At 43.2% G+C, this 26903-nt stretch carries 23 protein-coding genes; 21 read left to right on the forward strand and 2 right to left on the reverse strand.

Annotated elements, in window-relative coordinates; genetic code table 11:
- The first annotated feature begins 13 nt into the window (after positions 1-13).
- The 4 genes from gldL to ACO06Y_RS08725 all read left to right on the forward strand — a co-directional run bounded on the left by gldL (position 14) and on the right by ACO06Y_RS08725 (position 4492).
- Positions 14-664 carry a gliding motility protein GldL gene (gene gldL / locus ACO06Y_RS08710; protein ID WP_422083454.1) on the forward strand — a complete coding sequence of 217 codons (651 nt, stop codon included), beginning with the start codon at positions 14-16 and terminating at the stop codon, positions 662-664.
- A 57-nt stretch (positions 665-721) separates the two neighbouring features.
- Positions 722-2281, forward strand: coding sequence for a gliding motility protein GldM (gene gldM / locus ACO06Y_RS08715; RefSeq protein ID WP_422083455.1), 1560 nt, complete (start codon positions 722-724; stop codon positions 2279-2281).
- Between the two features lie 61 nt (positions 2282-2342).
- Positions 2343-3245 (forward strand): gliding motility protein GldN, encoded by a 903-nt coding sequence (gldN, locus tag ACO06Y_RS08720; protein ID WP_422083456.1) that lies wholly within the window; start codon positions 2343-2345, stop codon positions 3243-3245.
- 185 nt (positions 3246-3430) lie between these two features.
- Complete coding sequence (locus tag ACO06Y_RS08725) at positions 3431-4492, forward strand: NAD(P)/FAD-dependent oxidoreductase (RefSeq protein WP_422083457.1); 1062 nt, start codon at positions 3431-3433, stop codon at positions 4490-4492.
- Here the strand turns inward: ACO06Y_RS08725 and ACO06Y_RS08730 are convergent.
- Positions 4461-4865, reverse strand: a complete 405-nt coding sequence (locus ACO06Y_RS08730) for a DUF983 domain-containing protein (RefSeq protein ID WP_422083458.1) — start codon at positions 4863-4865, stop codon at positions 4461-4463. The two genes, ACO06Y_RS08725 and ACO06Y_RS08730, sit on opposite strands and share 32 nt — an antisense overlap.
- Before the next feature lie 62 nt (positions 4866-4927).
- Here ACO06Y_RS08730 and ACO06Y_RS08735 point away from each other — a divergent pair, with 62 nt between their 5' ends.
- The 10 genes from ACO06Y_RS08735 to ACO06Y_RS08780 all read left to right on the forward strand — a co-directional run bounded on the left by ACO06Y_RS08735 (position 4928) and on the right by ACO06Y_RS08780 (position 18187).
- Positions 4928-6844: an ABC-F family ATP-binding cassette domain-containing protein gene (locus ACO06Y_RS08735; protein WP_422083459.1), complete on the forward strand. Its 1917-nt coding sequence runs from the start codon at positions 4928-4930 to the stop codon at positions 6842-6844.
- 172 nt (positions 6845-7016) lie between these two features.
- On the forward strand, positions 7017-7898 hold the full coding sequence (locus ACO06Y_RS08740) for a leucine-rich repeat domain-containing protein (RefSeq protein ID WP_422083460.1): 882 nt from the start codon (positions 7017-7019) through the stop codon (positions 7896-7898).
- 229 nt (positions 7899-8127) lie between these two features.
- Complete coding sequence (locus ACO06Y_RS08745; protein WP_422083461.1) at positions 8128-9006, forward strand: hypothetical protein; 879 nt, start codon at positions 8128-8130, stop codon at positions 9004-9006.
- A 150-nt stretch (positions 9007-9156) separates the two neighbouring features.
- Complete coding sequence (locus ACO06Y_RS08750) at positions 9157-9630, forward strand: MarR family winged helix-turn-helix transcriptional regulator (RefSeq protein WP_422083462.1); 474 nt, start codon at positions 9157-9159, stop codon at positions 9628-9630.
- Positions 9627-10757, forward strand: a complete 1131-nt coding sequence (locus ACO06Y_RS08755; RefSeq protein WP_422083463.1) for an efflux RND transporter periplasmic adaptor subunit — start codon at positions 9627-9629, stop codon at positions 10755-10757. The genes ACO06Y_RS08750 and ACO06Y_RS08755 overlap by 4 nt, the downstream gene beginning before the upstream one ends.
- Positions 10757-14059 carry an efflux RND transporter permease subunit gene (locus tag ACO06Y_RS08760; protein ID WP_422083464.1) on the forward strand — a complete coding sequence of 1101 codons (3303 nt, stop codon included), beginning with the start codon at positions 10757-10759 and terminating at the stop codon, positions 14057-14059. Before ACO06Y_RS08755 ends, ACO06Y_RS08760 begins: the two co-directional genes overlap by 1 nt.
- Positions 14056-15450, forward strand: coding sequence for a TolC family protein (locus tag ACO06Y_RS08765; RefSeq protein ID WP_422083465.1), 1395 nt, complete (start codon positions 14056-14058; stop codon positions 15448-15450). Before ACO06Y_RS08760 ends, ACO06Y_RS08765 begins: the two co-directional genes overlap by 4 nt.
- Positions 15451-15488: 38 nt before the next feature.
- Entirely contained in the window at positions 15489-16511 is a 1023-nt protein-coding gene (locus tag ACO06Y_RS08770) for a Gfo/Idh/MocA family protein (RefSeq protein WP_422083466.1), read from the forward strand.
- Positions 16512-16576: 65 nt separating this feature from the next.
- Positions 16577-16759: a CPXCG motif-containing cysteine-rich protein gene (locus ACO06Y_RS08775; protein ID WP_422083467.1), complete on the forward strand. Its 183-nt coding sequence runs from the start codon at positions 16577-16579 to the stop codon at positions 16757-16759.
- 120 nt (positions 16760-16879) lie between these two features.
- Entirely contained in the window at positions 16880-18187 is a 1308-nt protein-coding gene (locus tag ACO06Y_RS08780; RefSeq protein WP_422084249.1) for an MFS transporter, read from the forward strand.
- 3 nt (positions 18188-18190) lie between these two features.
- On the opposite strand, the gene ACO06Y_RS08785 is transcribed toward ACO06Y_RS08780, so the two are convergent.
- Entirely contained in the window at positions 18191-18871 is a 681-nt protein-coding gene (locus ACO06Y_RS08785) for a head GIN domain-containing protein (RefSeq protein WP_422083468.1), read from the reverse strand.
- Positions 18872-19005: 134 nt separating this feature from the next.
- Here ACO06Y_RS08785 and ACO06Y_RS08790 point away from each other — a divergent pair, with 134 nt between their 5' ends.
- The 7 genes from ACO06Y_RS08790 (at position 19006) to ACO06Y_RS08820 (ending at position 26797) form a co-directional block, all read left to right on the forward strand.
- Positions 19006-20268: an Nramp family divalent metal transporter gene (locus ACO06Y_RS08790; RefSeq protein ID WP_422083469.1), complete on the forward strand. Its 1263-nt coding sequence runs from the start codon at positions 19006-19008 to the stop codon at positions 20266-20268.
- A complete protein-coding gene (locus ACO06Y_RS08795) occupies positions 20265-21299 on the forward strand; it encodes an NAD-dependent epimerase/dehydratase family protein (protein ID WP_422083470.1) in 1035 nt (344 codons plus the stop codon). The genes ACO06Y_RS08790 and ACO06Y_RS08795 overlap by 4 nt, the downstream gene beginning before the upstream one ends.
- Positions 21300-21373: 74 nt before the next feature.
- Positions 21374-22444: a dihydrodipicolinate synthase family protein gene (locus ACO06Y_RS08800; RefSeq protein ID WP_422083471.1), complete on the forward strand. Its 1071-nt coding sequence runs from the start codon at positions 21374-21376 to the stop codon at positions 22442-22444.
- Positions 22445-22502: 58 nt separating this feature from the next.
- Positions 22503-23549 (forward strand): formylglycine-generating enzyme family protein, encoded by a 1047-nt coding sequence (locus ACO06Y_RS08805; protein ID WP_422083472.1) that lies wholly within the window; start codon positions 22503-22505, stop codon positions 23547-23549.
- A gap of 104 nt (positions 23550-23653) precedes the next feature.
- The gene (locus ACO06Y_RS08810; RefSeq protein WP_422083473.1) at positions 23654-24961 is read left to right on the forward strand and encodes a Gfo/Idh/MocA family protein; all 1308 of its coding nucleotides are present in this window, start codon (positions 23654-23656) and stop codon (positions 24959-24961) included.
- 30 nt (positions 24962-24991) lie between these two features.
- Complete coding sequence (locus ACO06Y_RS08815) at positions 24992-25522, forward strand: YceI family protein (protein ID WP_422083474.1); 531 nt, start codon at positions 24992-24994, stop codon at positions 25520-25522.
- A gap of 84 nt (positions 25523-25606) precedes the next feature.
- Positions 25607-26797 carry a M20 metallopeptidase family protein gene (locus tag ACO06Y_RS08820; RefSeq protein WP_422083475.1) on the forward strand — a complete coding sequence of 397 codons (1191 nt, stop codon included), beginning with the start codon at positions 25607-25609 and terminating at the stop codon, positions 26795-26797.
- The last annotated feature ends 106 nt before the right edge of the window (positions 26798-26903 follow it).

The following is a 26903-nucleotide window of genomic DNA, read 5'->3' on the forward strand; positions in this document are numbered from 1 at the left end:
TAAATTTTAAATTATGGCACAGTCAAAATCAACAAAGAAATTATTCAACATGGCCTACGGCCTTGGGGCATCTGTAGTAATTATCGGTGCTTTGTTCAAAATCCTTCACTGGGAGTTCGGACCCCTTAACGGTGGTATTCTTCTTGCGATAGGTCTTATTACCGAAGCACTTATTTTTGCGATCAGTGCATTTGAGCCGGTAGAGGATGAATATGATTGGTCTTTGGTATATCCCGAATTATCTGGTGGAGCGTCCAACGGAAAGAAAAACGATTTGGCCGAGATAAAAGAAGCAGAGACGTCTCTATCCAAAAAGTTGGATGACCTTTTAAAAGAGGCTGGTGTAGATGCCAATCTTATGGAAAGCTTGGGAGACAGTATCCGAAATTTTGAAGGAGCTGCCAAAGGTATCGCCCCTACAATGGATGCCATGGAATCTACCAAAAAGTATTCCGAGGAAATGGTTCAGGCCGCTGCACAAATGGAATCTTTGAACAGCTTGTACAAAGTTCAATTGGAGAGTGCCAGTAGACAAGCTTCCGTAAACGAGGAAGTGGTGCAGAATGCTAGTGCCCTCAAGGAACAAATGGAATCCTTGGCCACTAACCTTTCTTCCTTGAACGGTGTTTACGGGGGAATGTTGACCGCAATGAACAGAAACTAATTGGATTGAATTCCTTAAACCCAAATCAGATTAATTAATTAAATCCAATTAGAAAATATGGCTTCAGGAAAACAGACGCCACGTCAAAAGATGATCAACCTAATGTACCTGATCTTCATTGCGATGTTGGCTTTAAATATGAGCAAGGAAGTTCTTGCAGCGTTCGGGATCATGAACGAACGGATGGAGGCTTCCAATGTAAAGACCAAAGAAAGTAACGAAGCTTTCTTGGCCAGCCTAGAAACAAAGGCATCCGAAGATTCGGCTAAATACGGGGAATTGTATCAGAATGCCCAACGGATAAAAACATTGTCACAAGAGTATTACGATTATTTGGAGGCTCTTAAGGCGGAGATGATGAAAGATACCGAAGATCCAAAGGATTATACGGTAATGGACAAGTCCGATTATCTCGATCAAAAATTCTTTCAAGGTGATAATTTGGCCGCTGATGGTAAAGAGTTTATGAAACGGATTATGGATTATCGTATCCAAGTTGCAGCTATCGTACCGGCCGGCATTAAGGAATCCATTGAAGCCCGTTTTGAGACGGGTGATGCCAATGGTAAGGTTGAAAAGCGTGACGGTACCAAACAAGATTGGATCAACTATCACTATGAAGGCTTTCCACAAGTTGCCTCTTTGGCTAAATTAACGGCACTTCAGGCCGATGTAAAGGCCACGGAAGAAGATGCTTTGAAAGCTATGTTGGAAGGAGAGCTTACCAGCCAGGTTTCCTTAAAGAACTTTGCTACATCCCTTTTCGCCAGCAAGTCCGCTTTTTACAGTGGTGAAAAGTATGACGGTAAAATAATCATCAGTAAAACGGATAATTCATCCACTCCGGTAAAGGCAGAATTGACCTTGGATGGAAGAAAACTAACGGATGGCAAGGACTATCGTTTGGAAGCAGGTGGTGTTAAAATGCTAATTGGAGCTGGTGCTCCTGGTGACCATACAGTAGAAGGTATGTTGTACTTCATGCAAGATGGAGAGGAAATTGAGGTGCCTGTCAAGAATACGTTTGCCACAATTAGCAAGCCTAATGCCGCTTTGATCGCCGCAGATAAGATGAACGTGGTTTATCGTGGGGTTTCCAACCCGATGTCCATTTCAATTCCCGGTATACCGAATAATAAGGTAACTGCATCTGCACCTGGTCTTACAAAAAGAAATGGTAGCAGTTATGTAATGAATCCTGGAAAAGGAAGAACCGTTAAGATTATAGCTTCGGGTATCTTGCCCGATGGTCAGCGTATCTCTACTCCTGCAACCTTTAGGATAAAGGATATTCCAAGGCCTGCGGGATCTGTTAGTAAGCAGACCGGAAGTCTAAAATTACCAAGAAGGAACTTGGAAATCGCTACGGTCAGCGCCATGTTGGAAGATTTTGACTTTGACTTGAACCTTGCCGTTAGTGGATTTAAATTTAAAGTACCCGGACAGCCAACGGTTGCCGTTAACGGTAACAAATTGGATTCTAGGGCCAAATCCGCCTTGAAGCGTGCAAAAAGAGGTGATGCCGTTCAGATATTCGATATCAACGCTTACATCACAAATAACAAGACGTACAAATTAAAGAAAGTATCTCCGGTAGTTGTGGAGATAACAAATTAATAACGATTAAAAACCGAGTGGCCTTAATAAGGTCGCTCGGTAATTTTAAAAGGAGTAAAAAATGAATTGGAAGAATGTTTTATTGATCGGAGCCGTTGGTTTGCTGCCCCTATCCGTAATGGCCCAGGCGAATATATTGAACGCCAAAAAACCTGAGGATATTGGGAAAAGGACCGAAGCCCAAAAAGCGATGGACAATGACGCTCCCTTGGAATACGGCTATGTGGACGACAGGGATATCCTATGGTCCAAGACCGTCTGGGAGGTGATAGATTTGGACGAGCGCGTAAACTTTCCATTGTACTATCCCATAGACACCGTGGATATTGGTGCCGATAGAAGGTCCTTATACGATGTCTTGATGAAGAACATCAAAAATGGTAAACTTCAGGATGTATATGTGGATTCCTATTTTACCGAAAAAAGAAATTTCGATGATTTAACGGCCACCTTGCAAAAAGTGGATACTACCGACTATGGTTATGAGCAATTGAACGCCGGTGAGGAACTCTCCCAGGAATTTGTAATCCGTAGAGATCTTACCGCCGCGGATATTGAAGAATATCGTATTAAGGGAATCTGGTATTTTGATAAGCGTCAAGGTGAACTAAAATACCGTCTATTGGGAATTGCTCCGGTTGCTCCCGATGTAAACTTTATCGATGACGAATCCATGGATCCCGGGGATGCCAAAGTAGAATTGTTTTGGGTGTGGTACCCAGGTGCACGGCAAATTTTGCACGATGCCAAGGTATTTAACCAAAGAAATTCCGCTCAACCCATATCTTTTGATATGCTCTTGAACGCTAGAAGGTTTAACGGTGTTATCTATCGTGAGGATAATGTCCACGGAGACCGGGAGATCAATGATTATATTTCCGAAAACGCCCTATTCCAATTGTTGGAGGCCAACCGTATAAAAGAGGTTATCCGGGATAGGGAGCAAGATATGTGGGCCTACTAAATAAGAATTCAAGATTTTGACATAGTAGTTCCCTGCCACCAAAAGTGGCAATAAGGTTAGATTACATTCCAATTCAATACAATTAAAGTGCCCTTACCGAATCGTAAGGGCATTTTTATATTTAGACAGTACCATCCTTTGGTAGTATCCCCCATAAAGACGGTTACAATTTCTACCTTTGCTGCATGTTGGATTATATAATTGTGGGTTTAGGCCTTGCCGGGATTTCGTTATGCGAAAGGCTGGAAAGAGCTAATAAGTCCTTCATTGTTATTAGTGATGATTCACAGACTTCCTCTAGTATTGCAGGCGGACTTTATAATCCTGTAATTCTAAAACGCTTTACACCGGCCTGGAAGGCCCAGGAACAGTTGAGGCTGGCTATTCCCTTTTATCAGGGATTGGAAAAGAAATTAAAGGTAAGACTGGATTTTAAGATTCCTGTGCTTAGGCGATTCGCCTCCGTTGAGGAACAAAACCTATGGTTTGAGGCTGCCGACAAAAAAGGCTTGAGCAATTTTTTGTCCTCAGAGCTTATCCCAAATAGAAACCTTGGAATTAAGGCTCCCTTTGGTTATGGGGAAGTTTTGCATACCGGTAGGATAGATACGGCAACCTTGTTGAATTCCTATGCCCAATACTTAATGGGACAACGGTTGCTTTTAAAGGAAACCTTTGATCATAGCGCACTTAAAATTTCGAAAGATCAAGTAGCGTATAAAACCTTGAGGGCAAGACAAATTGTTTTTGCTGAAGGATTTGGGTTAAAACGCAACCCCTATTTTAAGTACCTGCCACTTAACGGTACCAAAGGGGAACTGCTTACAATAAAAGCTCCCGCTCTAATGGAAAATAGGGTGATAAAGTCGTCCGTATTCATAATCCCGTTACGCGATAACCAATATCTAGTAGGAGCTACCTACAAATGGAAGGATAAATCCAACAAACCTACCCGGGAAGCAAAATCCGAGCTATTACAAAAATTGGAGACGTTCCTTACGTGCGATTATGAGGTGATCGATCATGTAGCCGGGATCCGGCCCACGGTAACAGATAGGAGACCTTTGGTAGGCAGGCATCCCAAATATGATAATTTATATCTCCTTAATGGTTTTGGATCAAGAGGGGTCATGATCGCACCATTTGCTGCTGAAAGGCTATATACGGCCATTGAAAAAAAGGCACCAATACCGGAGGAAATGGACATTTCTCGCTTTACAAGGAAACATTTTGAGTTTTCGGATTAACAGCTTCTGCATCATATTTAACAAAGAAGTTTATCCAAATATTTCGGGACAATCGTATGATTACAGGTAAAAATAACACCAGCGTCCCTACAATGGCTATAAACGCATTGAGCAGTGATAGGCCAATAAATAAATAGGAAATAACGAATGCAGCTACGGCAAAAGCGACCCCGACGGCATAACTTACGTACATAGCACCATAGAAAAAAGAAGGCTCCATTTTATATTTAAGGCCACAGTTTGAGCAGCGTTCGTGCATTTTAAAAAGATTGCCCATACGATAAGGGTTCTTATCCACATACATACTTTCTTGGTGACATCTAGGACAACATCCTGTTAAAATGCTATAGAGTTTGTTCCCTTTTTTTAACATTTGCAAAAGTTTTGGGCAAAGGTAAAGGTTTGCCTATTTCTAAACGTTACAAAAGTCACAAAATGCTCAATGTCCATAATCTTTCCGTTTCCTTTGGGGGCGAGTACCTATTTAAGCAAGTTTCATTTCGCTTAAATGGAGGAGATAGGGTGGGGCTTATTGGAAAGAACGGGGCAGGGAAATCCACATTGCTCAAACTGCTCTCCAGGGAGATGTCGTTAGACTCCGGAACAATTGCCGTTGAAAAAAATGTGAAAATTGGTTTTCTACGACAGGATATCGATTTTGAACAGGGCAGAACGGTTTTAGAGGAGGCGTATCGGGCCTTTGTGGAATTGAAGGCCTTGGAATTGAAGTTGGATGAAATAAACCGACAACTTGCAGAACGTACCGATTACGAAAGTGAGGAGTACCATCAACTGATGGTGGATTTGAACGAGGTTACCCATCAATATGATATTTTGGGCGGGTACAACTATCAAGGCGAAACGGAAAAAATATTGCTGGGCCTTGGGTTTAAACGTGAGGACTTCAATAAAGGAACCGATACTTTTTCCGGCGGGTGGCGTATGCGGATAGAACTGGCCAAACTCCTGTTGCAGAATAATGATGTACTCTTGTTGGACGAACCTACAAATCATCTGGACATTGAATCCATAATTTGGTTGGAACAATTCCTCATTAATTATTCCGGCGCCGTTGTAATCGTATCACACGATAAAATGTTTCTGGATACCGTGACCAACAGGACAATTGAGATTTCCTTAGGGCGTATTTACGATTACAAAAAGCCGTATTCCAAATATTTAAAGCTCCGAGCCGAAATGAAGGAGCAACAACTGAACGCACAAAAAAATCAGGAAAGGGAAATTCAACAGGCGGAGCGGCTCATTGAAAGATTTAGGGCAAAATCCACAAAAGCTTCTATGGCGCAGTCCCTGATCAAGAAATTGGACAGGATGGAACGCATTGAGGTAGATCAAGAGGACAATGCCGTGATGAATGTACGTTTTCCAATTTCAGTGACCCCGGGGAAAGTCGTTGCGGAAATTGCCGGCCTTTCCAAAAGCTACGGGGACAATCATGTGCTTCAGGGTATAGATCTTTTGATAGAACGGGATAGCAAAACGGCATTTGTAGGCCAAAATGGACAGGGAAAGACCACATTGGCCAAAATCATAGTTGGTGAATTGGCGCATCAAGGCAAGGTTAAGTTGGGGCATAACGTACAGATCGGTTATTTTGCTCAGAACCAGGCCGAATATCTGGACGGAAACAAAACTGTTCTGGATACGATGATAGACGCTGCCAATGAGAAGAACAGGAGCAAGGTAAGGGATATCCTGGGCTCTTTTCTATTTAGTGGCGATGAGGTGGAAAAATATGTAAAGGTACTCTCAGGAGGAGAGCGAAACCGGTTGGCGTTGGCCAAAATGCTACTACGGCCCTTTAATGTGCTGGTAATGGACGAACCTACCAATCATTTGGATATCCGATCCAAGAACGTGCTTAAACAGGCTTTACGGAATTTTGAGGGAACCTTGATATTGGTTTCGCATGATAGGGATTTTTTGCAAGGACTTACCAACAAAGTCTATGAATTCAAGGATAGGAAGATAAAGGAGTATTTGGGCGATATCGATTTTTATTTGGAGCAACGTCAAGTAGATGATTTTAGGGCTATCGAGAAAAATCAAAATGTAGTAAAAAAAGCTGTAAAGAGCGAAAAGGCGGGAAATTCGTTCAAGGATCAAAAAAAGTTGAAATCCTTGAAGAACCGACTCAGTTCCATAGAAAGCAGGATATCCGATTTGGAAAAGGAATTGGCCGAAATCGATCATAACCTACTTATGGATTATGATACGACCATAGCGGCCCCCAACTTTTTTGACGATTACCAAAAAAAGAAGAAAACCCTTGAAGAGCTTATGGAGGATTGGGAACAAATTACATTAGCCCTGGATGAATTATCTTTGTAGGAAAATTTCTTTGCCCACTTCATTTCAGTACACCACAAAATAACGCGCTTTCACAACAAAATAGGGCGTTTCATCGATATTTTTTGCTTTTTATCCCCTATTAAGGTTACTTTGTAGGGTAATTCTTTATTTCATAAGTCTAAATCTTACTGTCTATTCATATAATTGACAAATGATGAAAAAGCTAATTTGCTTGTTGACGATAACCTTACTAAGCGCGAATGTAATCTTTGCCGAGGTAACGCGTAAAGAGAAAAAGGCGCTGATAGATTTGTATGAGAGTACCAACGGTAGGGAATGGATAAAAAAGTGGAATTTGGAGGAACCCGTATCCAATTGGCGGGGCGTAAAAGTGGAGAAGGGCCACGTAATCGAAATAAACCTATTTCGAAATAATCTGAAAGGCGTTATTCCAGAGAGCATAGGGGATTTGGGCCATCTTAGGATTCTTAACCTGGCATTCAATACCATTACCGGGGAATTACCCGCTACCATAGTCTCACTTGGTCAATTAAGGATATTGAAATTGGAAATGAACAGAATTAAGGGAGAACTTCCCGAAACCATTGGTAAAATGGAAAACTTGGAAGAGATTAGCCTGTTCAACAATTTTTTCACGGGAAGTATTCCAGAAAGTATAGGAAGTATCAAGAACCTAAAAATACTTAACCTTTCCAGTAATAATATCAAGGGAAGGATTCCAAACGCCTTGGGAGATTTGACCCAGTTGGAAAGTTTGGGTCTTTTCGAAAATGCCTTGGAAGGAAGTATCCCCCGGGAAATTGGAAAATTGGTAAAAATGAAGGAACTGGTATTGGCCAATAATCAATTGGCAGGTGAAATTCCTGCAGAGTTTGCCCAATTGGCCAGTCTCGAAATATTCCAGATTCAAAATAACAAGTTCGATTCTTTCGAAAATCTACAAATGATGGATTCCCGCCAATTTCTGGTATTCGATTATGACAAGGAAGAATTCGACCCCAATTTTAAGGACATCAATTTTAAAAAGACAAGAATGGCAGATACGAAATTTGAAGATGTTGAGGATGATTAGTGATTTATAATTTTTTAATTAGTTAGTTTGGTTAAAGGGATGCAAGGTTGCATCCCTTTTTTGGTCAAGGGTTGTTTGGATACTACAATAACATAAGAAATTGAGGAAAAAAACGTTACAAACATACGGTGCAACGAATAAATACAATATGTGTTTGATAAATCTTGGCAGATAAATATGAATAGTACCCAAGATATTTTACAATAATCAACCCTAAATCCTTATAATTATGAATAAAAAACTACTGTATGTTACCTTCCTTTTCTTTCTGCTATTTCAAACTTTTGGGATAGCACAAATTCCTGAAAGCGAAAAATCGGCCCTTGTAGACCTTTACCAAGCTACAAATGGGGACTCTTGGAGTATCAAATGGAACCTAAAATCGGATGTCCGTCAATGGTACGGTGTGGATATCATGGAGGGCCACGTAGTTGGTCTTAACCTGTATAAAAATAACTTGGCCGGGAAGATCCCATCAAGTTTAAAAAATCTAAAAAGGCTTGAAGTACTTGATCTGGCATTCAATGCCTTGGAAGGAGAGTTGCCGACCGAATTGGCCGAACTTGCCGCGCTAAAGGTCTTAAAGCTTGAAATGAACAGCTTAAAAGGCGAGATTCCACAAAGCTTTACCGCAATGTCAAATTTGGAAGAGCTTATCCTATTTGATAATAAGCTCGGAGGAATCATTCCAAAGCGCATTGGAGCGATAAAAAAGCTTAAGATTCTTGATCTTTCCAATAACTATTTGCAAGGTAGTCTGCCCGAAAGTATCGGGGAACTTTCGGATTTGACAAACTTAGGGCTTTCCGGTAATAAGTTGGAAGGTGAAATAAGTACTGGTTTTGGTAATATGCAAAACCTATCCGAGCTGTTGTTGGCCTTTAATGACTTTCAGGGAACCGTTCCCAAGGGTATCGATGCTTTGCCCTACCTGGAACTGGTCCAACTCCAGGGAAACAATTTCACTTCCTTCGAAAATCTTCAGAACCTGCAGAGCAAGAACCTTCTTGTATTTGACACCGATGACCTAAAGCTAAACCTTAAATATCGAGAATTGTTCGACATTGAGGCACCAGTGGCCAATACAGAATTTGAGGATGAGGATTAAGCGATAGACCCTCCACAGAATACCAAAAAGGGGATGTGAAAGCATCCCCTTTTGCATGTTTAACAAATTCAGTTTACCCCTAAACAGATTTTAATATATCTTTAACATTAGTTGCGTATGCAACTAATCCTTTTTCTATAGCTTAGCCACGTGAAAACCAAAGTGGTACCAGATCTTGATGCTTCCCTGGCGCCCTGGATAGGGAAGACCTCAAAAATTGTGGATTATTATCTGCAGGATGCTTTGCAACAACATGGTTTTATACTTACCAAGGAACAGTTTGTCGTACTAAAAAAACTCAATGCAAAGGATGGCCTAAATCAAAATGAATTGGCATCCCTACTCTATCGGGACAAATCGACAATGGCACGGCTCTTGGCAAAAATGGAGGAAAGAGGCTTGGTAAGAAGGGAACAAAGCAATAAGGATAAGCGGATAAACAAAATATATATCACTGAAAAGGGCAAACTTACTTTTGACAAGACCATCCCTGTGGTTACTCGGATGATCAATGTTCTTGAACGCAACATCACCCAAACGGAGAAGGAACAGATAATAAACATTCTCAAAAAGGTACAGTCCAACCTAAAACATAAATCGGCGCTGCCATTAGAACAACCATGAGAAAGATTATTTTATCCATATTGGGGCTTGTGATTATTGCATTGGCCATTTTTTTGGCCAAGATAATTGTGGATAGCAAAAAAAGTTATCGGCCCCAGGCGCAAAAAGTGGTAAAGACCGTTTTCACCCAAGTGGTGAAAAATGGTACCGTTCCAATAGTCGTGCCCGCCAATGGTAATTTAGTAGCTAAAAATCGGGTGGAACTCTATTCTGAGGTTCAAGGTGTTTTTAGGGGTGGAAACAAATTGTTCAGGCCAGGTCAGACTTATCCGAGAGGTGGAACCATTATAAAAATAGATTCCGATGAGTATGCCGCAAGTGTAAGAAGTGCCAAAAGCAATCTCTTTAATTTGATTACTTCCGTAATGCCCGATTTGCGATTGGATTATCCGGAGGCCTTTTCCAAATGGCAGGCCTATCTCAATGATTTTGATATGTCCAAAAATACTCCCCCGTTACCGGAAATGGATTCGGACAAGGAGAAATTTTTTATTTCCGGTCGTGGGATACTTACGTCGTATTACAATATCAAAAACCTGGAACAGCGTTTGTCCAAATATCGTATTCAAGCTCCTTTTGATGGGGTGTTGACCGAAACCTTGGTCACCGAGGGAACCTTGGTCCGATCCGGACAAAAACTAGGGGAATTCATCAAGACGGGAATATATGAACTTGAGGTTTCGGTAAGCAAAACCTATAGCGACTTGCTTAAGGTCGGGGAGCGGGTGGAGCTCAATGACTTGGATAAAACCAGGACGTATACCGGTAAGGTTACCCGTATCAATGCGAGGGTAGATCAAACTTCCCAAACGATTAAGGCGTTCATAGAAGTAGCGGATGAAACGCTACGTGAAGGGATGTACCTGGAAGCCAATCTTCAGGCAAAGGAAGAGGAGAACGCCATTGAGATCGATAGAAGTCTCCTATTGGAAAACGATAAAATTTTTGTGGTCAGGGACTCTATTTTAGACTTGATAGATGTAAGACCGGTATATTTTACGGATAAGAGGGTAGTGCTCAAGGACATTCCTGATGGTACCAATATTATGGCCAAGCCCCTAATAGGGGCCTATACCGGGATGGCCGTAAAGGTTTTTGAGGACAAATCCGATAACAAGAAGGGATAATGCGAAAGATTATAGAGTATTTTATTAAGTACCATGTCGCGGTAAATGTGATTGTGCTTGCCTTCATAATTTTCGGGGTAGTAGGCGCTTCCTTATTGAAGTCCTCCTTTTTTCCGCTGACCGATTCAAAGAACATTCTTATAACCATTACATATCCCGGGGCTTCGCCCCAAGAGGTAGAGGAGGGCATTGTTCTTAAGATTGAAGATAATCTCAAAGGGCTGGAGGGGGTAGACCGTGTTACCTCCACCTCCAGGGAAAATAATGGAAGTATCAACGTGGAGATCGAGAAGGGCAGGGATATCGACTTCATGCTTCTCGAAGTAAAAAACGCAGTGGATCGGGTACCTACTTTTCCTACTGGAATGGAACCCTTGATCGTTGCAAAATTGGAGGCGGTAAGGCCTACGATAAGCTTCGCCGTAAGCGGAAAGGAAGTGCCCTTGGCTACATTAAAGCAGATCGGGAGGCAAATAGAGAACGATATCCGGGCTATTGACGGTATTTCCCAAATAGATATTACGGGCTATCCCGATGAGGAAATTGAAATTGCGGTAAATGAAAATAGTCTTTTGGCCTATGACCTTTCTTTTCAGGAAGTGGCCCAGGCGGTGGGCAATGCCAACATATTGGTGACTGGGGGAACCATAAAGACCAATGCCGAAGAATATCTGATACGTGCAAAGAATCGTTCCTATTATGCCAACGAGCTTTCCAACATCGTTGTTAGGGCAGATGCTTCTGGGCAGACGGTTCGTCTAAAGGACGTGTCCCAAATTAGGGATAGGTTTTCGGAAACCCCCAATACGGCTTATTTTAACGGGAATCTCTCGGTTAATGTAACCATTACCAGTACCAATACGGAGGATTTGATAGGATCTGCAGAAAAGGTAAAGGAATATATAGCGGACTTCAATCAAAAATATGAAAATGTACAATTGGATGTAGTACGGGATCTTTCCACTACTTTGGTGCAAAGAACCCAGTTATTGAGCGAAAATGCCATATTGGGAACCATACTTGTACTTACCTTTCTTTCATTGTTCCTGAATACGCGTTTGGCCTTTTGGGTGGCTTTTGGCCTTCCCATATCCTTTCTGGGGATGTTCATTTTTGCCGGTTTTTTTGATGTGACCATAAACGTACTTTCCCTTTTTGGAATGATTATCGTCATCGGTATTTTGGTAGATGATGGTATTGTGATCGCCGAGAACATTTACCAGCATTATGAAAAAGGAAAATCACCGGTACAGGCGGCCGTGGATGGCACCATGGAGGTTATTCCTCCTATCGTTTCAGCGATTGTTACCACGGTATTGGCCTTCTCCATCTTTTTGTTCTTGGACGGCCGTATTGGGGATTTCTTTGGGGAGGTTTCGGTAATCGTTCTTCTTACCTTGGTGGTCTCCTTAATCGAGGCGCTGATTATTTTACCCGCCCACTTGGCACATTCCAAGGCATTGCGCCCTCCTACCGGAGAACCAAAAAATGGCATAGCCAGGGCCTTTGCAAAGCTTAGGGGTATCAATCGATCTGGGGATCGTGCCATGGCCTGGATGCGGGACAATATGTACAGCCCTTCCCTGAAATTTGCATTGAAGTATAAATTATTGACGTTTTCCTTTTTCGCCATGGCCTTGATTCTGACCTTCGGTTCCATTGGAGGTGGCATAATACGAACGGCATTTTTTCCGCGTATTGCCAGTGATAGGGCCCAGGTAGAGCTTTTGATGCCTAATGGTACCAACGAAAAAGTAACGGACTCCATCATTAGTCTGATCGAGGAAAAATCCAAGATCGTAAACCAGGAACTGACCGAAAAATATTTAAAAGGTACGGGAAAGGAGCTTTTTGAAAATGTAATCAAGGAGATAGGGCCGGGTTCGTCCTCGGCAACCTTGACCATTAACATGTTGCCGGGTGAGGAACGTCCGGACGCGATACGTTCGGATTTGGTCACCAATAGATTACGGGAGTTGGTAGGGCCTGTAATAGGGGTAGAAAGCCTTATTTATGGATCGGGCAGCAATTTTGGAGGTGACCCCGTATCAGTTTCGCTTTTGGGAAATAACATTCAGGAACTCAAAGCAGCAAAACAGGAACTTAAGGCTTCGATGTTAAGTAATAGCGCCTTAAAAGACATTTCCGACAATGACCCTGCGGGCATTAAGGAAATCCGATTGGAGCTTAAGGAAAATGCTTATCTCTTAGGATTAGATCTAAGGATGATAATGGATCAGGTGCGTGCCGGTTTTTTTGGCGCGCAGGCACAGCGTTTCCAAAGAGGTCAGGACGAGATAAGGGTTTGGGTGCGCTACGATCGCGAGAACCGTTCCTCTATTGCGGATTTGGATGAAATGCGAATTGTAACCCCTTCCGGGGATAGAATCCCTCTACGGGAAATCGCCAATTACAGCATAGAACGCGGAGACGTGGCCATAAACCGTTTGGAGGGCCAAAGGGAAATACAGATTTCGGCCGATTTAAAAGATCCAAAGGCGACCAGCCCTGTAGATGTCATGAACGAGATCAGGACGGTTATCATGCCCGAAATTCAATCAAAATACCCTACCGTAAGTGCATCTTACGAAGGGCAGAATCGGGAACGGAACAAACTGTTCGATTCCCTGAATTTGGTAGGCTTGTCCGTTTTGGGCCTAATTTACATCACCATCGCCTTTACATTTAGAAGCTTTAGTCAGCCCTTAATGCTCCTTTTGCTGGTACCTTTTAGTCTTACGGCCGTGGCATGGGGGCACTGGATCCATGATTTCCCTATAAACATACTTTCCATGTTGGGAATCATTGCGTTGATTGGGATCATGGTCAACGATGGGCTGGTACTTATTGGTAAATTCAATGGTAATCTTAGGCTGGGAATGTCCTTTGATGATGCCATATATGAAGCCGGACGTTCACGTTTTAGGGCAATTTTCCTTACCTCGATTACTACCATAGCCGGGTTGGCTCCCCTAATGTTGGAAACCAGTAGACAGGCCCAGTTCCTTATCCCCATGGCCATTTCCATAGCCTATGGTATTGGTTTTGCCACCGTATTGACCTTGTTGATGCTTCCTATTTTTCTTTCTTTTAGCAATAAGGTCAAGGTGAATACCAAGTGGTTGGCCACAGGAAATGAAATCACGAAAGAAGAAGTGGAACGGGCCATTAAGGAACAAAAAGAGGAATTGCACCTCCTAGGCGAAATGACCAAGCCTACCAATGGTACTAACGACAAATTGACCCAAGGCACGGAACTACTTCCCGAATCTGAAAAAGCATTAGAAGAACACGCAGAATGAACAGTATACGATTCACCTCTATTTCCTTCCTGTTTATAACATTTACCGCATTAGCCCAAGAAGAAGTACTATCCAAGCAGGAAGCTGCCAATATAGCTTTGGAGAATAACTTTGGTATTCAAGTAGCAAAAAATCAGGTTGAAATTGCCGAAAACAATCAAAGTGTTTTAAATTCAGGTTTTTTGCCCACCTTAACGGGTACCGCAAATGCCAATTACCAACGCGATGATTCCACATTTGAGTTTCCGGGACAGTTCCTTTCAGACCCTGATACCAATCAACCCATATTGGATCCGGACACTGGCGAACCAATACCTAGGCCGGATACCGATTTATACAAGGCGGAAGCACAACGCTATGGTACTGCTCTGAATGCAAGTTATACGCTTTTTGATGGTTTGGGGCGCTTATATAACTACAAACGACTAAAGGAACAATATCGGCTGAGTGAACTTCAGGCCAGGGAGACCATTGAAAATACCATGCTGCAACTCTTTAGTGTTTATTTTGAGGTGGCCCGACTTACGGAAAATGAAAATGTTTTAAAACAGGCCTTGGCAATTTCCACGGATCGGATAAGACGTGCGGAATATTCCTTTGAATATGGACAAAATACCAAATTGGATATCTTGAACGCCCAGGTAGATGTGACCAACGATAGCATCAATCTTCTGAACACACGTCAACAGTTGGAGAATACCATTCGCGATTTAAATGTGGTTTTGGCCGAAAACCTAAACAGGGTATACCAGGTAGATACAACCGTTCGCTTTACACCAAAAATGCAATTGGAGGATTTCATTTCACAGGCCGATTTGAACAATGTGGCCTTGCTGCAAACTGAACGAAATCTGGCCATAAACGAATATGATATCAAAGTGGAGCGTTCGGGATACTTGCCTGTGGTAAACCTTAATGGTTCTTATGGTTGGAACCTCAATCAGAATGCGCCAGGACCTTTTTTCCCAGGGGTAAACGTAAACAACACACGAAATTTTACATTAGGGGCCACCCTTACTTGGAATTTGTTCGATGGGGGCGGCACTACAGTACGGGTCAAAAATTCGAAACTGGCCTATGAAAACCAAGAGCTGCAAAAAGAACAGATAAAGTTGGAGGTAAAGCGCGATATAGAAAATGCCCTGGCCATATATGAAAATCGATTGAACATCTATCAGATTCAGGAACAAAACGTAATTACCAATAAAAACAATTTTGATCGGAGCAAAGAGCAATTTCAGTTGGGTCGCATTACCTCGATTGAGTTTCGTCAAGCGCAAATCAATCTTCTGAATGCGCAGACCAACAAGAATTTGGCCAAATATGATGCAAAACTGGCCGAACTGCAATTGTTACAATTAACGGGGCAATTGCTAAACGTTGAACTTTGACGGTAAGTCATAGTATGTTGTTTTATTAGAAGGAGATTATGTCAAAAAAAGGGATTGGAATTATCGGTACCGGTTCTATAGTGAACACATACATCAAGTGCATTGAGGAAATTGATGCCGTTGAACTGGTCGCCTTGTTTACTCGATCATCCGATAGGGTCAAAAAAATTGAACTGGAATTTGGGATTCCCGTTTATGATGATCTTAGTGCTTTTTTGGCCTTGCCCCAAATCGATTTGATTTGCGTATGTAATGAAAGCGGAAGTCATGGCAGAGCGATTATCCAAGCCGCAAGATCTGAAAAACACGTATTATGTGAAAAACCATTGGAAGTTACCCTTCAAAAAATCGACGAAGCCATTGCTGCTTGCAAACAGCATAAGGTGAAATTGGGCTGTGTCTTTCAAAACCGATGTGGAGTGCATTTTAAGCAAGTTTTCGATGCAGTATCAAAAGGAAAGTTGGGAAAACTATTGATGGGCAATGCCCATATCAATTGGTATCGGAATACGGAGTATTATGCCAAGAATCCCTGGCGGGGTACTTTGGAACTGGATGGAGGTGCCGCTTTTATGAACCAGGGCATTCACACCATTGATTTGTTGTTACATCTTTTTGGGCCGGTGAGGTCAGTTTTTGGAACGGTCCGTACCAGAGTGCATAATATCCAGGGGGAAGACGTGGGTTCCGGAATTTTAGAGTTCGCCAATGGGGCCATAGGAAACATCACTGCGGGAACCGCTCTATATCCCGGACATCCGGAACGCCTGGAAGTATATGGTGAAAAAGGAAGCATTCTTATGGAGGGCGGAAGAATTGTGAGCTGGAATGTCAGGGATGTTCCGGAACCGGATTTTGAAAAAGGAGATCTCGATGGGAGCGGGGCAGCTGATCCTACTGCAATAAGCCATCAAAACCATAAAAAAGTGATTTTGGATATGTTGGATGCCATTAGAGAAGATAGATTGCCCATGGTGGACGGTCCCGAAGCCCGAAGATCCGTTGAGGTCATTACTGCTTTGTACCGATCATCGGAAAGCCAAGACCTAGTTTTTTTATGATTCCCTGTCATTCAGTAATTTCATGCTTTCTGGTATCCCAATAACGCATACCTAACAGTTACTCCATGTACGAACATTTTTTTCAATGCCCATATTGTTGGGCGGGGATTTCGATGTTGCTCGATCCCTCCGTAAACCGACAAACCTACATTGAGGATTGTGAAGTATGTTGTAATCCCATAGAAATACAAACGCAGTTTGAAAACAACGAATTGTTAAGCTTTCAGGCCACAGAAATTGGTCAGTAACAGAAACCTTGGCCCCGCTAGCTTTGTTCGCTTGGATTCCCTACTTTTAGGTTGACTAATTTCCTTGCTATTGTGGACTTGCCAAAGCTAATTTCGCCCAAAATTTTCCCAATCCTTTTGGTGAACTTCATAGGTGTGTTAGGATACAGTATTGTAATCCCTATTCTGATATTCATAGTGGCCGATATGGGCGGCAATGGATTTATTTATGGTATCCTTGGGGCCATGTATCCTTTCTTTCAGTTTATAGGTGCACCCATATTGGGGAGTCTTTCCGATCGTATCGGAAGAAAAAAGGTTTTAGTTATAAGTCAGGCCGGTACCTTTGTGGCTTGGATGCTCTTTCTATTGGCTTTCGCCCTTCCTAAAACCGAGCTTTGGTCCCAAAATACGGAGCTTACCGGAAGTTATATCATGACCCTGCCCCTGATTATCATTTTTGTGGCCAGAATCTTTGATGGATTCACAGGAGGGAATATTTCCGTGGCCAATGCATACCTTTCGGATATATCGACGGATGAAGACCGCAACAAGAATTTTGGGAAAATGGGGGCTTCCACCAGCTTGGGTTTTGTTCTGGGCCCCGCTGTTGCAGGACTATTGGCTTCTACTGCTCTTGGGGAACTAGTGCCCTTGGGGCTTGCAGCCTTGATTTCGCTTATCGCCATTTTCGTCATCAGTACAAAATTAAGGGAAAGTAACCCTTGTGTTGTGGATACCGGTGGTTTGAATACCCGTTCCTTTAGAAGATTTTTTCAGGTTGAGCATAGGGATTGTTATCAGGAAGGTGATATTGAGGCCAACCCGCCTAAGAAAGGTTGGGGCAGGGTTCTTAAGGAACCGGGAATCCCATTGTTGTATGCCGTATATTTTTTGACCTTTCTGGCCTTTAGTTTATTTTATGCGGGCTTACCGATTTATGCCAGTACGCTTTTGGAATGGACGGCCATAGACTTGGGGATTTTTTTGGCATATTCCAGCCTAATTATGATCTTGGTTCAAGGGCCATTACTGTCTAGATTATCGGACAAGATTAGCAATCAGTCCTTGATTTTGGTAGGATCTCTTTTATTGTCCTTGAGTTTTTTTCTGCTTTCCATGGATAGTTTGATTATACTTTACATAGCCAATACGCTCCTTTCCATTGGTAATGGTCTAATGTGGCCCAGTTTTCTATCATTACTGGCCCGAACAGGAAACCCTCAGATTCAAGGGGCCATCCAAGGTTATGGTAATAGCATGGGCAGCATGGCCAGTATGTTCGGCCTGGTTTTGGGAGGGTTGTTGTTTGAAACCATGGAAACTACGGTATTCGCTATTGGTTCGGGAATCTTTTTGGTCATAACCCTCTTAATGGGAGTCAATTTTTTACGAGGTAACAGAAAGACTGCGGTCAATACAACAGGCGAAACCGTTGCCGCCGGATAGCATTCAATCCATGACCTTGATCTTACCACCAAAGACTTTATCCCGATCCACTTCCTTTGGATTGCCATAGATGTAGATGGAACCCCCTGCCCGAACTTTGGCCTTTACCTTTTCCGAAGCCTTTACATCGGCCCGCCCACCCGCATTTACGGTTACTGTAGTTTCATTAGTATTCAAGGCCTTGTTGTATACCTGCCCGCCTGTATTTACCATAACCTCCTGGGTTTTGGCTTGTCCAGTCAAAGAGACCTCGCCTCCGGAAACCGATTTGGTATAGAGGTCGGTCACATCAATTTTCAAATCGATGCGGCCCCCTTCCTGGGTCTTTATTTCCACGCTATTAGCGGTAAAGGTTTCGTCCGAAGTAATCTTGGCATTCTCATTGGCGTCCAAAAGAACAAGTGCCTCGGTATAATACAAAGTGGCTTTGGCCTCGTCCCCATCCATGAAATTGTCAAACTCCATTTTTATTTTTAGCAGGCCGTTCTTGTTAGAAATATCCACTTCGTCCTGATCGTCCCCGGTAATGACCAATTTATTTTCGTTGCTTTTTATCAAATCCACAACGATACGGTCATACGCCTTTACCTCCGTAAATTTTTCAAGTTCCTTGGTGCTTGACTTCTGAGCTAAAATGTTGACCGAAGTAGATAGGGCAATGGTTAAATACACTAATTTTTTCATGCTAATGGGTTTGTTAATGTTCATCCAATATATAAAATATTTTGGCATGGGAAATCCGTTGGAAAATTTGCCGCTTTGGGAGATCGATATTTCGCGAATGCGGTAAGATTGCATATCTTGGAGGAATATCGACGATGAAGTGCGGTTTCCCTTTCTCAAATGGGTCTCCGGGAATCGAGGCGCTGGACATGACTGAAAAAAAATCGAAGAATTTTCTGAAGTTCGTAGGCCCGGGGTTTATTACCGCGGCCCTGGTACTGGGCCCTGGTAGTTTGGCCGTAGCCTCTAAAATAGGGGCCAATTACGAATTTCGATTACTTTGGATAATACCCATTTGTGTGTTGTTTATGGCGGCTTTTACGATGGTCTCTACCCGCATAGGACTCTCTTCCGATCTTACATTGATTCAATTGATACGCAAAAAATATGGCAATGCCGTATGCATTGTTATAGGAGTAGGATTATTTGTGGTAGCGGCTTCCTTTCAAGCGGGTAATTCCATCGGTGCAGGGATGGTCTTCGGTGAGATGTTCCATTCCTCCTCCGCACCTTGGGTAGTTTTCTTTTCCATAACCGCTATTGTGCTGCTCTTCTTTAAATCATTTTTTAAGATTTTGGAAAGAATCATGATTGCCATGGTGGGCTTGATGCTTATTTCCTTTGCAATTACCTTGATTATTTCAAAACCTGATGTTTCACTTGTGCTGAATCAATTTGATTTTACCCTGCCCAAAGGCTCGCAATTTTTGGCCTTGGCCTTGGTGGCTTCCAGTTTTTCGGTAGCCGGAGCCTTTTATCAATCGTATTTGGTACAGGAAAAGGGGTGGGATATGGGCAAATCAAAATCCCATGAACGGGAAAGCCTATCCGGTATTTTTGTTTTGGGCATTATAACGGCAACGGTGATGCTGGTAGGCGCATCCGTATTGTTTCCCCAGGGGATACAGGTCAATTCCGCCACGGAGATGGGAAAAACGTTGGAGCCGATTTTTGGCAGCTATGCATCTTTGATTTTTATGCTGGGCCTCTTCGCGGCTTCCTTTTCCTCATTGATTGGAAACGCTACCCTAGGCGGCGTTCTATTGTCCGATGCCCTGAATGTTGGAAGAAAATTGGAATCCCCGAACGTACGCTATGTTATTATGTCGGTAATTTTAGTAGGTGCGGTCGTGGCCATTATCTTTGGAAGCCTTCCCATAGAACTGATAGTCATGGCACAGGGGCTTACCATTATTGTTGGCCCCTTAATCGGGGTAATGCTCTATTTGATAGCAAGGGATAGGGCCAAAAAAAGCCAACTAAAACTGGGCTTACCCTTGCGAATTGTGTTAATCCTCGGTTTGTTACTGCTTTTAGTTTTGGCAGGTGCCAATACCTACAATATATTTATCAAATGAATCGGAAAACAATGATCGGAACCATTGCCGAACTGGAAGAAAAACTCTCCCGACCCTCAACGCGTCTCGTTGCGGACATGGCTAAAATAGAGGGGGATATCATGATTCTAGGGTTGGGAGGCAAAATGGGCCCTACACTGGCAAAACTGGCCAAAAGAGCGGTGGATACGGCCGGTATGGATAAAAGGGTAATGGGGGCCTCACGTTTTTCGAACAAAGGACTTTATCAAGAGTTAACGGACTTTGGTATCGAATGTATAGCAGTAGATCTGTTGGATGACGAAGCGTTGATGCAGCTTCCCGATGCCAAAAATGTCATCTATATGGCGGGTAATAAATTTGGAACTTCGGGCAATGAACATTTTACTTGGGCAATGAACGCCTATCTACCGGGAAGGATTTCGGAAAAATATAAGGATTCGAATATCGTGGTCTTCTCTACTGGAAATGTATACCCTTTTGTGCCCATAGATAGTGGAGGTGCCACTGAAAAGGTTGGGCCATCCCCCATTGGGGAATATGCGCAGTCCTGTTTGGGCAGGGAGCGCGTCTTTGAGCATTTCTCGATTAAAAATGGGACGAAAATGCTGATTTACCGTTTAAATTATGCTCTGGACTTACGGTATGGCGTATTGCTGGAGGTTGCAAAGGCCGTAGCCAGTCAAGACTCGATAGATCTAAGCATGGGATTTGTAAACGTTATTTGGCAGGGCGATGCCAACGAATATGCGATTCGAAGTCTCTTGCATTGTGAGTCCCCGGCCAGAAAACTGAACGTTACGGGCCCTGAGGTTATAGCTGTAGAGTGGCTCGCCGAGGAATTCGGGAAATTATTGGGCAAGACACCAATTTTTGAAAACCGCCCCAGCGAAACGGCCTTATTGAACAATTCGGCCCAAGCCTATGAGTTGTTTGGAGCCCCTTCCGTCTCTTTGGAGGCAATGATACGATGGACGGCCCATTGGGTCAAAACAGGAGGTGAGCAACTCGATAAACCGACCCATTTTCAGGAGCGCAAGGGCAATTTTTGAACAATGGATTTTGAAGGATAGAAACCAATGCGTCCATGGACAATTTCAATCGACATACATAAGGAACACAAAAAATGAAAACCCTCAAACCCGAGATAAAGAAATTGCTCCATAAGGGCACGGTGATTCCTGCCCATCCCCTGGCACTGACAAAGAATCGACAATTGGATGAAAGTAGACAACGTCTACTGACCCGATATTATATGGCCTCTGGAGCCGGGGGCGTTGCCGTGGGGGTACACACAACGCAATTCCAGATTCGGGATCCGAAAATAAACCTATATCGCAAAGTCTTGCAATTGGCATCGGAAGAAATTGAAAATGCCCATTTGGATAGACCTTTTATCAAAGTGGCGGGAGTAAGTGGAGATACAACGCAGGCAGTCCGTGAAACAGCGATTTGTGAAGAACTCGGTTATGATATTGTTTTGGTCAGTACCAATGGCTTGGGTAGTTTTACGGAAGAAGCTCTTTTGGAACGTACCCGGAAAATTGCGGAAATCATGCCCGTTTTTGGGTTTTATTTGCAACCTGCCGTTGGCGGTCGGGTTTTAAGTTATGATTTTTGGAGGACCTTTACGGAAATTGGAAACGTATATGCCATCAAAATGGCACCTTTTAATCGCTATCAAACCTTGGAGGTCGTTCGAGCAGTTTGTGCCTCATCCCGAAATAACGAAATTGCCCTTTATACGGGTAACGATGACAATATCGTTGCGGACCTATTGACTACCTATGAAGTACAGGTCAATGGAAGACCGATTAAAAAAGATATTGTAGGAGGGCTTCTCGGTCATTGGGCGGTTTGGACAAAAAAAGCGGTAGAACTGTTGGATGACATCCATGACATTAAAAAATCGGGGATTGCAATTCCCAAGGAATGGATGACGCTGAATGCGGCAATTACGGATACCAATGCGGCTTTTTTCGATGCGGCCAATAATTTTCATGGTTGTATCGCAGGTATTCATGAAGTACTTCGCAGGCAAGGTTTACTGAATGGAATTTGGTGCTTGGATGTCCAAGAAGGTCTGTCCAAAGGGCAAATCGAAGAAATAAATCGGGTCTATAGGGATTACCCGGAATTAAACGATGATATATTTGTAAAAAACAACTTGCAAGAATGGGAAAAAGGATTGTATTAAGCTTCTTTTAAGTACCATTTTTCTAATAAAAATCAATACTTTTAACGAAACGAAACCAATGGAATTTACAACTAAAAACTTAACCAAATTTATAGGTTTAACACTGCTATTGGCCTTGGGATTCTCCTCCTGCAAATCGGTAAGTGCAGTGTCCGATGAAGGGGAGGACAAGGCAGAAAAAACAACACCTCCAATGGAAGGGAACGTTTCCTTGGACTACACGGAAAAAATCCCGGCTACCGAGATAAGCTTTGAAATGGTGTTGATTCCAGGCGGTGAATTTATGATGGGGAGCCCTGAAACCGAAGGTGATAGAAAATCGAACGAAGGCCCCCAAAGAAAAGTCAAGATAGATTCCATGTATATGGGAAAGTATGAGCTTACTTGGGAGGTTTTTGAGCTCTTTTTCAAGCAGAATCAAGAGTTGTTCGTGAAATTGGACGATGACCAGGTCATGAAAATAGATGCGATCACAAGACCTAGCCCCCCTTATGAAGACCCGTCTTATGGTATGGGAAAAGATGGCTACCCCGCCGTAAGTATGTCCGCGTATTCCGCTTTGGTCTTCTGCAAATGGTTGAGCGCGATAACCGGAAAATTCTATCGTTTGCCCACGGAAGCGGAATGGGAGTATGCCGCCCGGGCAGGAACGGATTCGCCGTATAGCTTCGGGGATAATGTGGAGAGTATGGATGACTATGCGGTGTATTACAAAAATTCGAATAATCAATACGCCAAAGTGGGGAGTAAAAAACCGAACCCATGGGGACTGTACGATATGCATGGGAATGCCGCCGAATGGACATTGGATGAATATAAGGAAGACGCCTATGCTAACTTAGATCCGGATAATCCTTGGATGACCCCTACAGTCATTCACCCAAGGGTCTTTAGAGGAGGTTCATGGGATGATGATGCGGATAAACTACGTTCCGCAAGTAGATCGTCATCCAGCTTAAAATTACAGAAACGTGATCCCCAAATACCCAAAAGTTTTTGGTGGTTTACAGACAGTAATTATATAGGTATGCGTTTGGCAAGCCCAGCAAAACAGCCCACGCCGGAGGAGCAAAAAAAGTTCTGGCAAAGGGTGTTGGATGAATAGATAGGCCAAAAGAAGAAAGTTTTCAATGTAATATGATATTGAATAATTGTAAATGTTGGGGTGTCCTGTAAGATGGAACACATTAACTCCCCTGTCCCTAAGAGATGAAACGCCCAAAATCGACTACCCGTAGGAAATTTGTAAAAACTTCGGCCAAAACGGCTGCGGCAGGTTTGGTTTTTGCCCAGCTTCCCGTTTTTTCCAGCGCCCATGTTTTGGGCCAGGAGCGTCTTAAATTGGGTCTGGTAGGTTGTGGTGGTCGCGGCACTGGGGCAGTCTTTCAGGCATTGACCGCTTCCAAATCCGTTCAACTGGTTGCGATGGGGGATGTTTTTCAACACGAAATGGATTCCAGTCTTCAAAGGGTTTCCAAAGATTTTCCTGATCAGGTTGACGTGCCCAAAGAACACCAGTTCCTAGGCCTTGAAGCGTACAAGGATGTAATTGCCGAATGTGATGCGGTTATTTTGGCAACTCCGCCCGGATTTCGCCCTGAGCATTTTGAGCATGCCGTTGCCTCGGATAAACATGTTTTTATGGAAAAACCCTTGGCGGTAGATTCCCCAGGGTATCGAAAAGTATTGGAAACGGGAAGACAGGCAACACAAAAAAAATTGAATGTAGTGGTAGGGCTACAGTTTCGTTATGAAATTGCCATGAATGAAATGGTGAATAAGATTCACGATGGGGAACTTGGCGAAATCCTTTCCACGGATGTTTATTACAACGTGGGAAAAGCAACAGTGTATCCCAGGAAACAAGGCCAGACCGAATTGGAATATCAAATAAGCAATTGGCACTATTTCAACTGGTTGTGGGGCGGACAGTTGGCCGGGCAGGCGATTCACCAGATCGATGTCATTAATTGGGTTAAACAGGATTATCCCGTAAAAGCAAGTGGAATGGGAGGTAGGGCTATGCTAGAGGGCCCGGACCATGGAGAGATTTTCGACCATCATTATGTGGAATTTGAATATGCCGATGGTACCAAACTTCATGTACAATGTCGACAGATGGACAATTGCGATAACCGAATGGGCTTCAATATACAAGGTACGATCGGTCGGGCAGACGAACGGTTTCAGTTTTTGGACAATAAGGGAAATGTGCTTTGGCGCTATCGGGATCGGGAAGACCCTTCTTCCTCCCAAATAGAACAGGACGTATTTATCGGTGCGATACAAGGGATGCATCCCTACGTCAATAATACCGACTATGGGGCGGAGAGTACCATGGCTACCATCATGGGCCGTATGGCCATTGAATCTGGCAAGGTCATTGCAATAGATAAGGCGAAAACGTCCAATTTGAGTATAGTACCCAGCCCGATTACTTGGGACATGAAAATGCCCAACGCTCCTTTGGAAGATGGGAATTACAGTATTCCAGGACCTGGGAAGGAGGTTTTATAATAGTGAATCAATACATTAAATTACATAGCAATGAAAAAAAATATTCTAACCTTAGTTTTAGCAAGTATTACCTTCGTAGGTTTCGCTCAAGAAACCTATACGCTTTCCTCGGGGAGCACCCTAACCATTGATGGTACTTCCACGCTTCATGATTGGACGGTCACGGCAAATACCATGGATGGCAAGTTGGTAGCGGAAGGAACGGCCCCAAAGGAGATAGATTTTGAAGTGCTCGTAGCAGACATTAAAAGTGAGCGGGGCGCTACAATGGATAAGAAAACGCACAATGCCCTTAAAATGGAAGATCATCCCAAGGTTACCTTTAAGCTCAAGGAAGTAAAGGGTAGTTCTTCGGTGGTAGGGACTTTAAATATTGCCGGACATGAAAAAGAGGTGGAAATCGAGACGGAAATGACCAATGCCAGTGGTCAACTCAAAATAAAAGGAGAGAAACCCATAAAACTTCAGGACTACGATATGGAACCTCCATCGGCAATGTTCGGGCAAATTGTGGTCGGGGATGATGTGGTGGTCAAGTTCGATTTGGTTTTTACAAAATAATTGAATCTCCCTCATAAGAAATTTTGTAGGCTATGGAGCGGTTACGCAAGTCGCTGATTAGTATTATGGTGATGAAAATGGGCAATGGACGTACGTGAAAACATCAAATCGCTCGCCCAAAAATTTGCTCCTGAGTTTGTAGCGGTCAGGCGCCACTTGCATCAAAATCCGGAACTGTCCTTTCAGGAATACAACACATCCCGTTATATCAAAGAAAGGCTACAAGCCATTGGGATTACGGATATTGTAGCGGTTGCAGGAACCGGTCTTTTGGCTACGATCCAAGGAGAGCGAAAAGGGGAAACCGTTGTATTACGGGCAGATATGGATGCATTGCCCATCCATGAAAAGAATAAAGCGTCCTATGCTTCCAGGAATGATGGGATAATGCATGCCTGTGGGCATGATGCCCATAGTGCCTCACTCTTGTTGTGTGCTAAAATTTTATGGGAACTAAAAAAGGATGTAAAGGGCAGTATTAAACTGTTATTTCAACCTGGAGAGGAAGTAGTCCCTGGAGGTGCCTCTTTGGTCATGCGGGAAAAGGTATATCAGGATTTGGGCCGTCTTCCCCATATAGGGCAACATGTACAACCAAACCTTCCCATAGGTAAGGTGGGTTTCTGTTCGGGTAAATTTATGGCCAGTATGGATGAACTCTTCTTGACGGTCAAAGGACAGGGCGGTCACGGCGCTATGCCGGAAAGGTTGGTTGATCCGGTGCTCATTGCATCGCACATAATCGTGGCCGCACAGCAATTGGTAAGTCGTATGGCTTCCCCGCAAACCCCCTCGGTATTATCATTTGGAAAAGTAATTGCGGATGGCGCTATCAATGTCGTTCCCTATGAGGTCCATATAGAAGGTACATTTCGGACTTTTGATACGGTTTGGAGAAAAGAAGCCCTTCAGAAACTCGAAAAATTGGTCAAATCCATTGCGGAAGGTATGGGAGGTGATTGTGAACTCAAAATTAACCATGGGTATCCTTACCTAACCAATGATACCGATCTGACCCGGGATATGAAATCCGCCGCAAGTGAATATCTCGGCAGCAAAAATGTGGTAGATATAGAACCTTGGATGGCTGCGGAAGACTTTGCCTATTATTCCCAAAAGAATCCCTCCTGTTTTTATTTGTTGGGGGCAGGGAATGCGCAAAAGGGAATCCAATCTGGGCTGCATACGCCGACTTTTGATATCGATGAGGACGCCTTGGAAATAGGAGGTGGGTTAATGGCTTGGCTTGCCATTAAAAATGTAGGGCATAGTTAAAACCCGATATTTTAACTTAAATATTTGGATAACGCTGCCAAACTTCTCTATTTTTTGCAAATAGGTTGGTTTTCTAACAAAAATACGGGCAATAGTCAATTTGCTC

It is taken from the genome of Ulvibacterium sp. (assembly GCF_965228935.1).
Classification (GTDB): Bacteria; Bacteroidota; Bacteroidia; order Flavobacteriales; family Flavobacteriaceae; genus Ulvibacterium.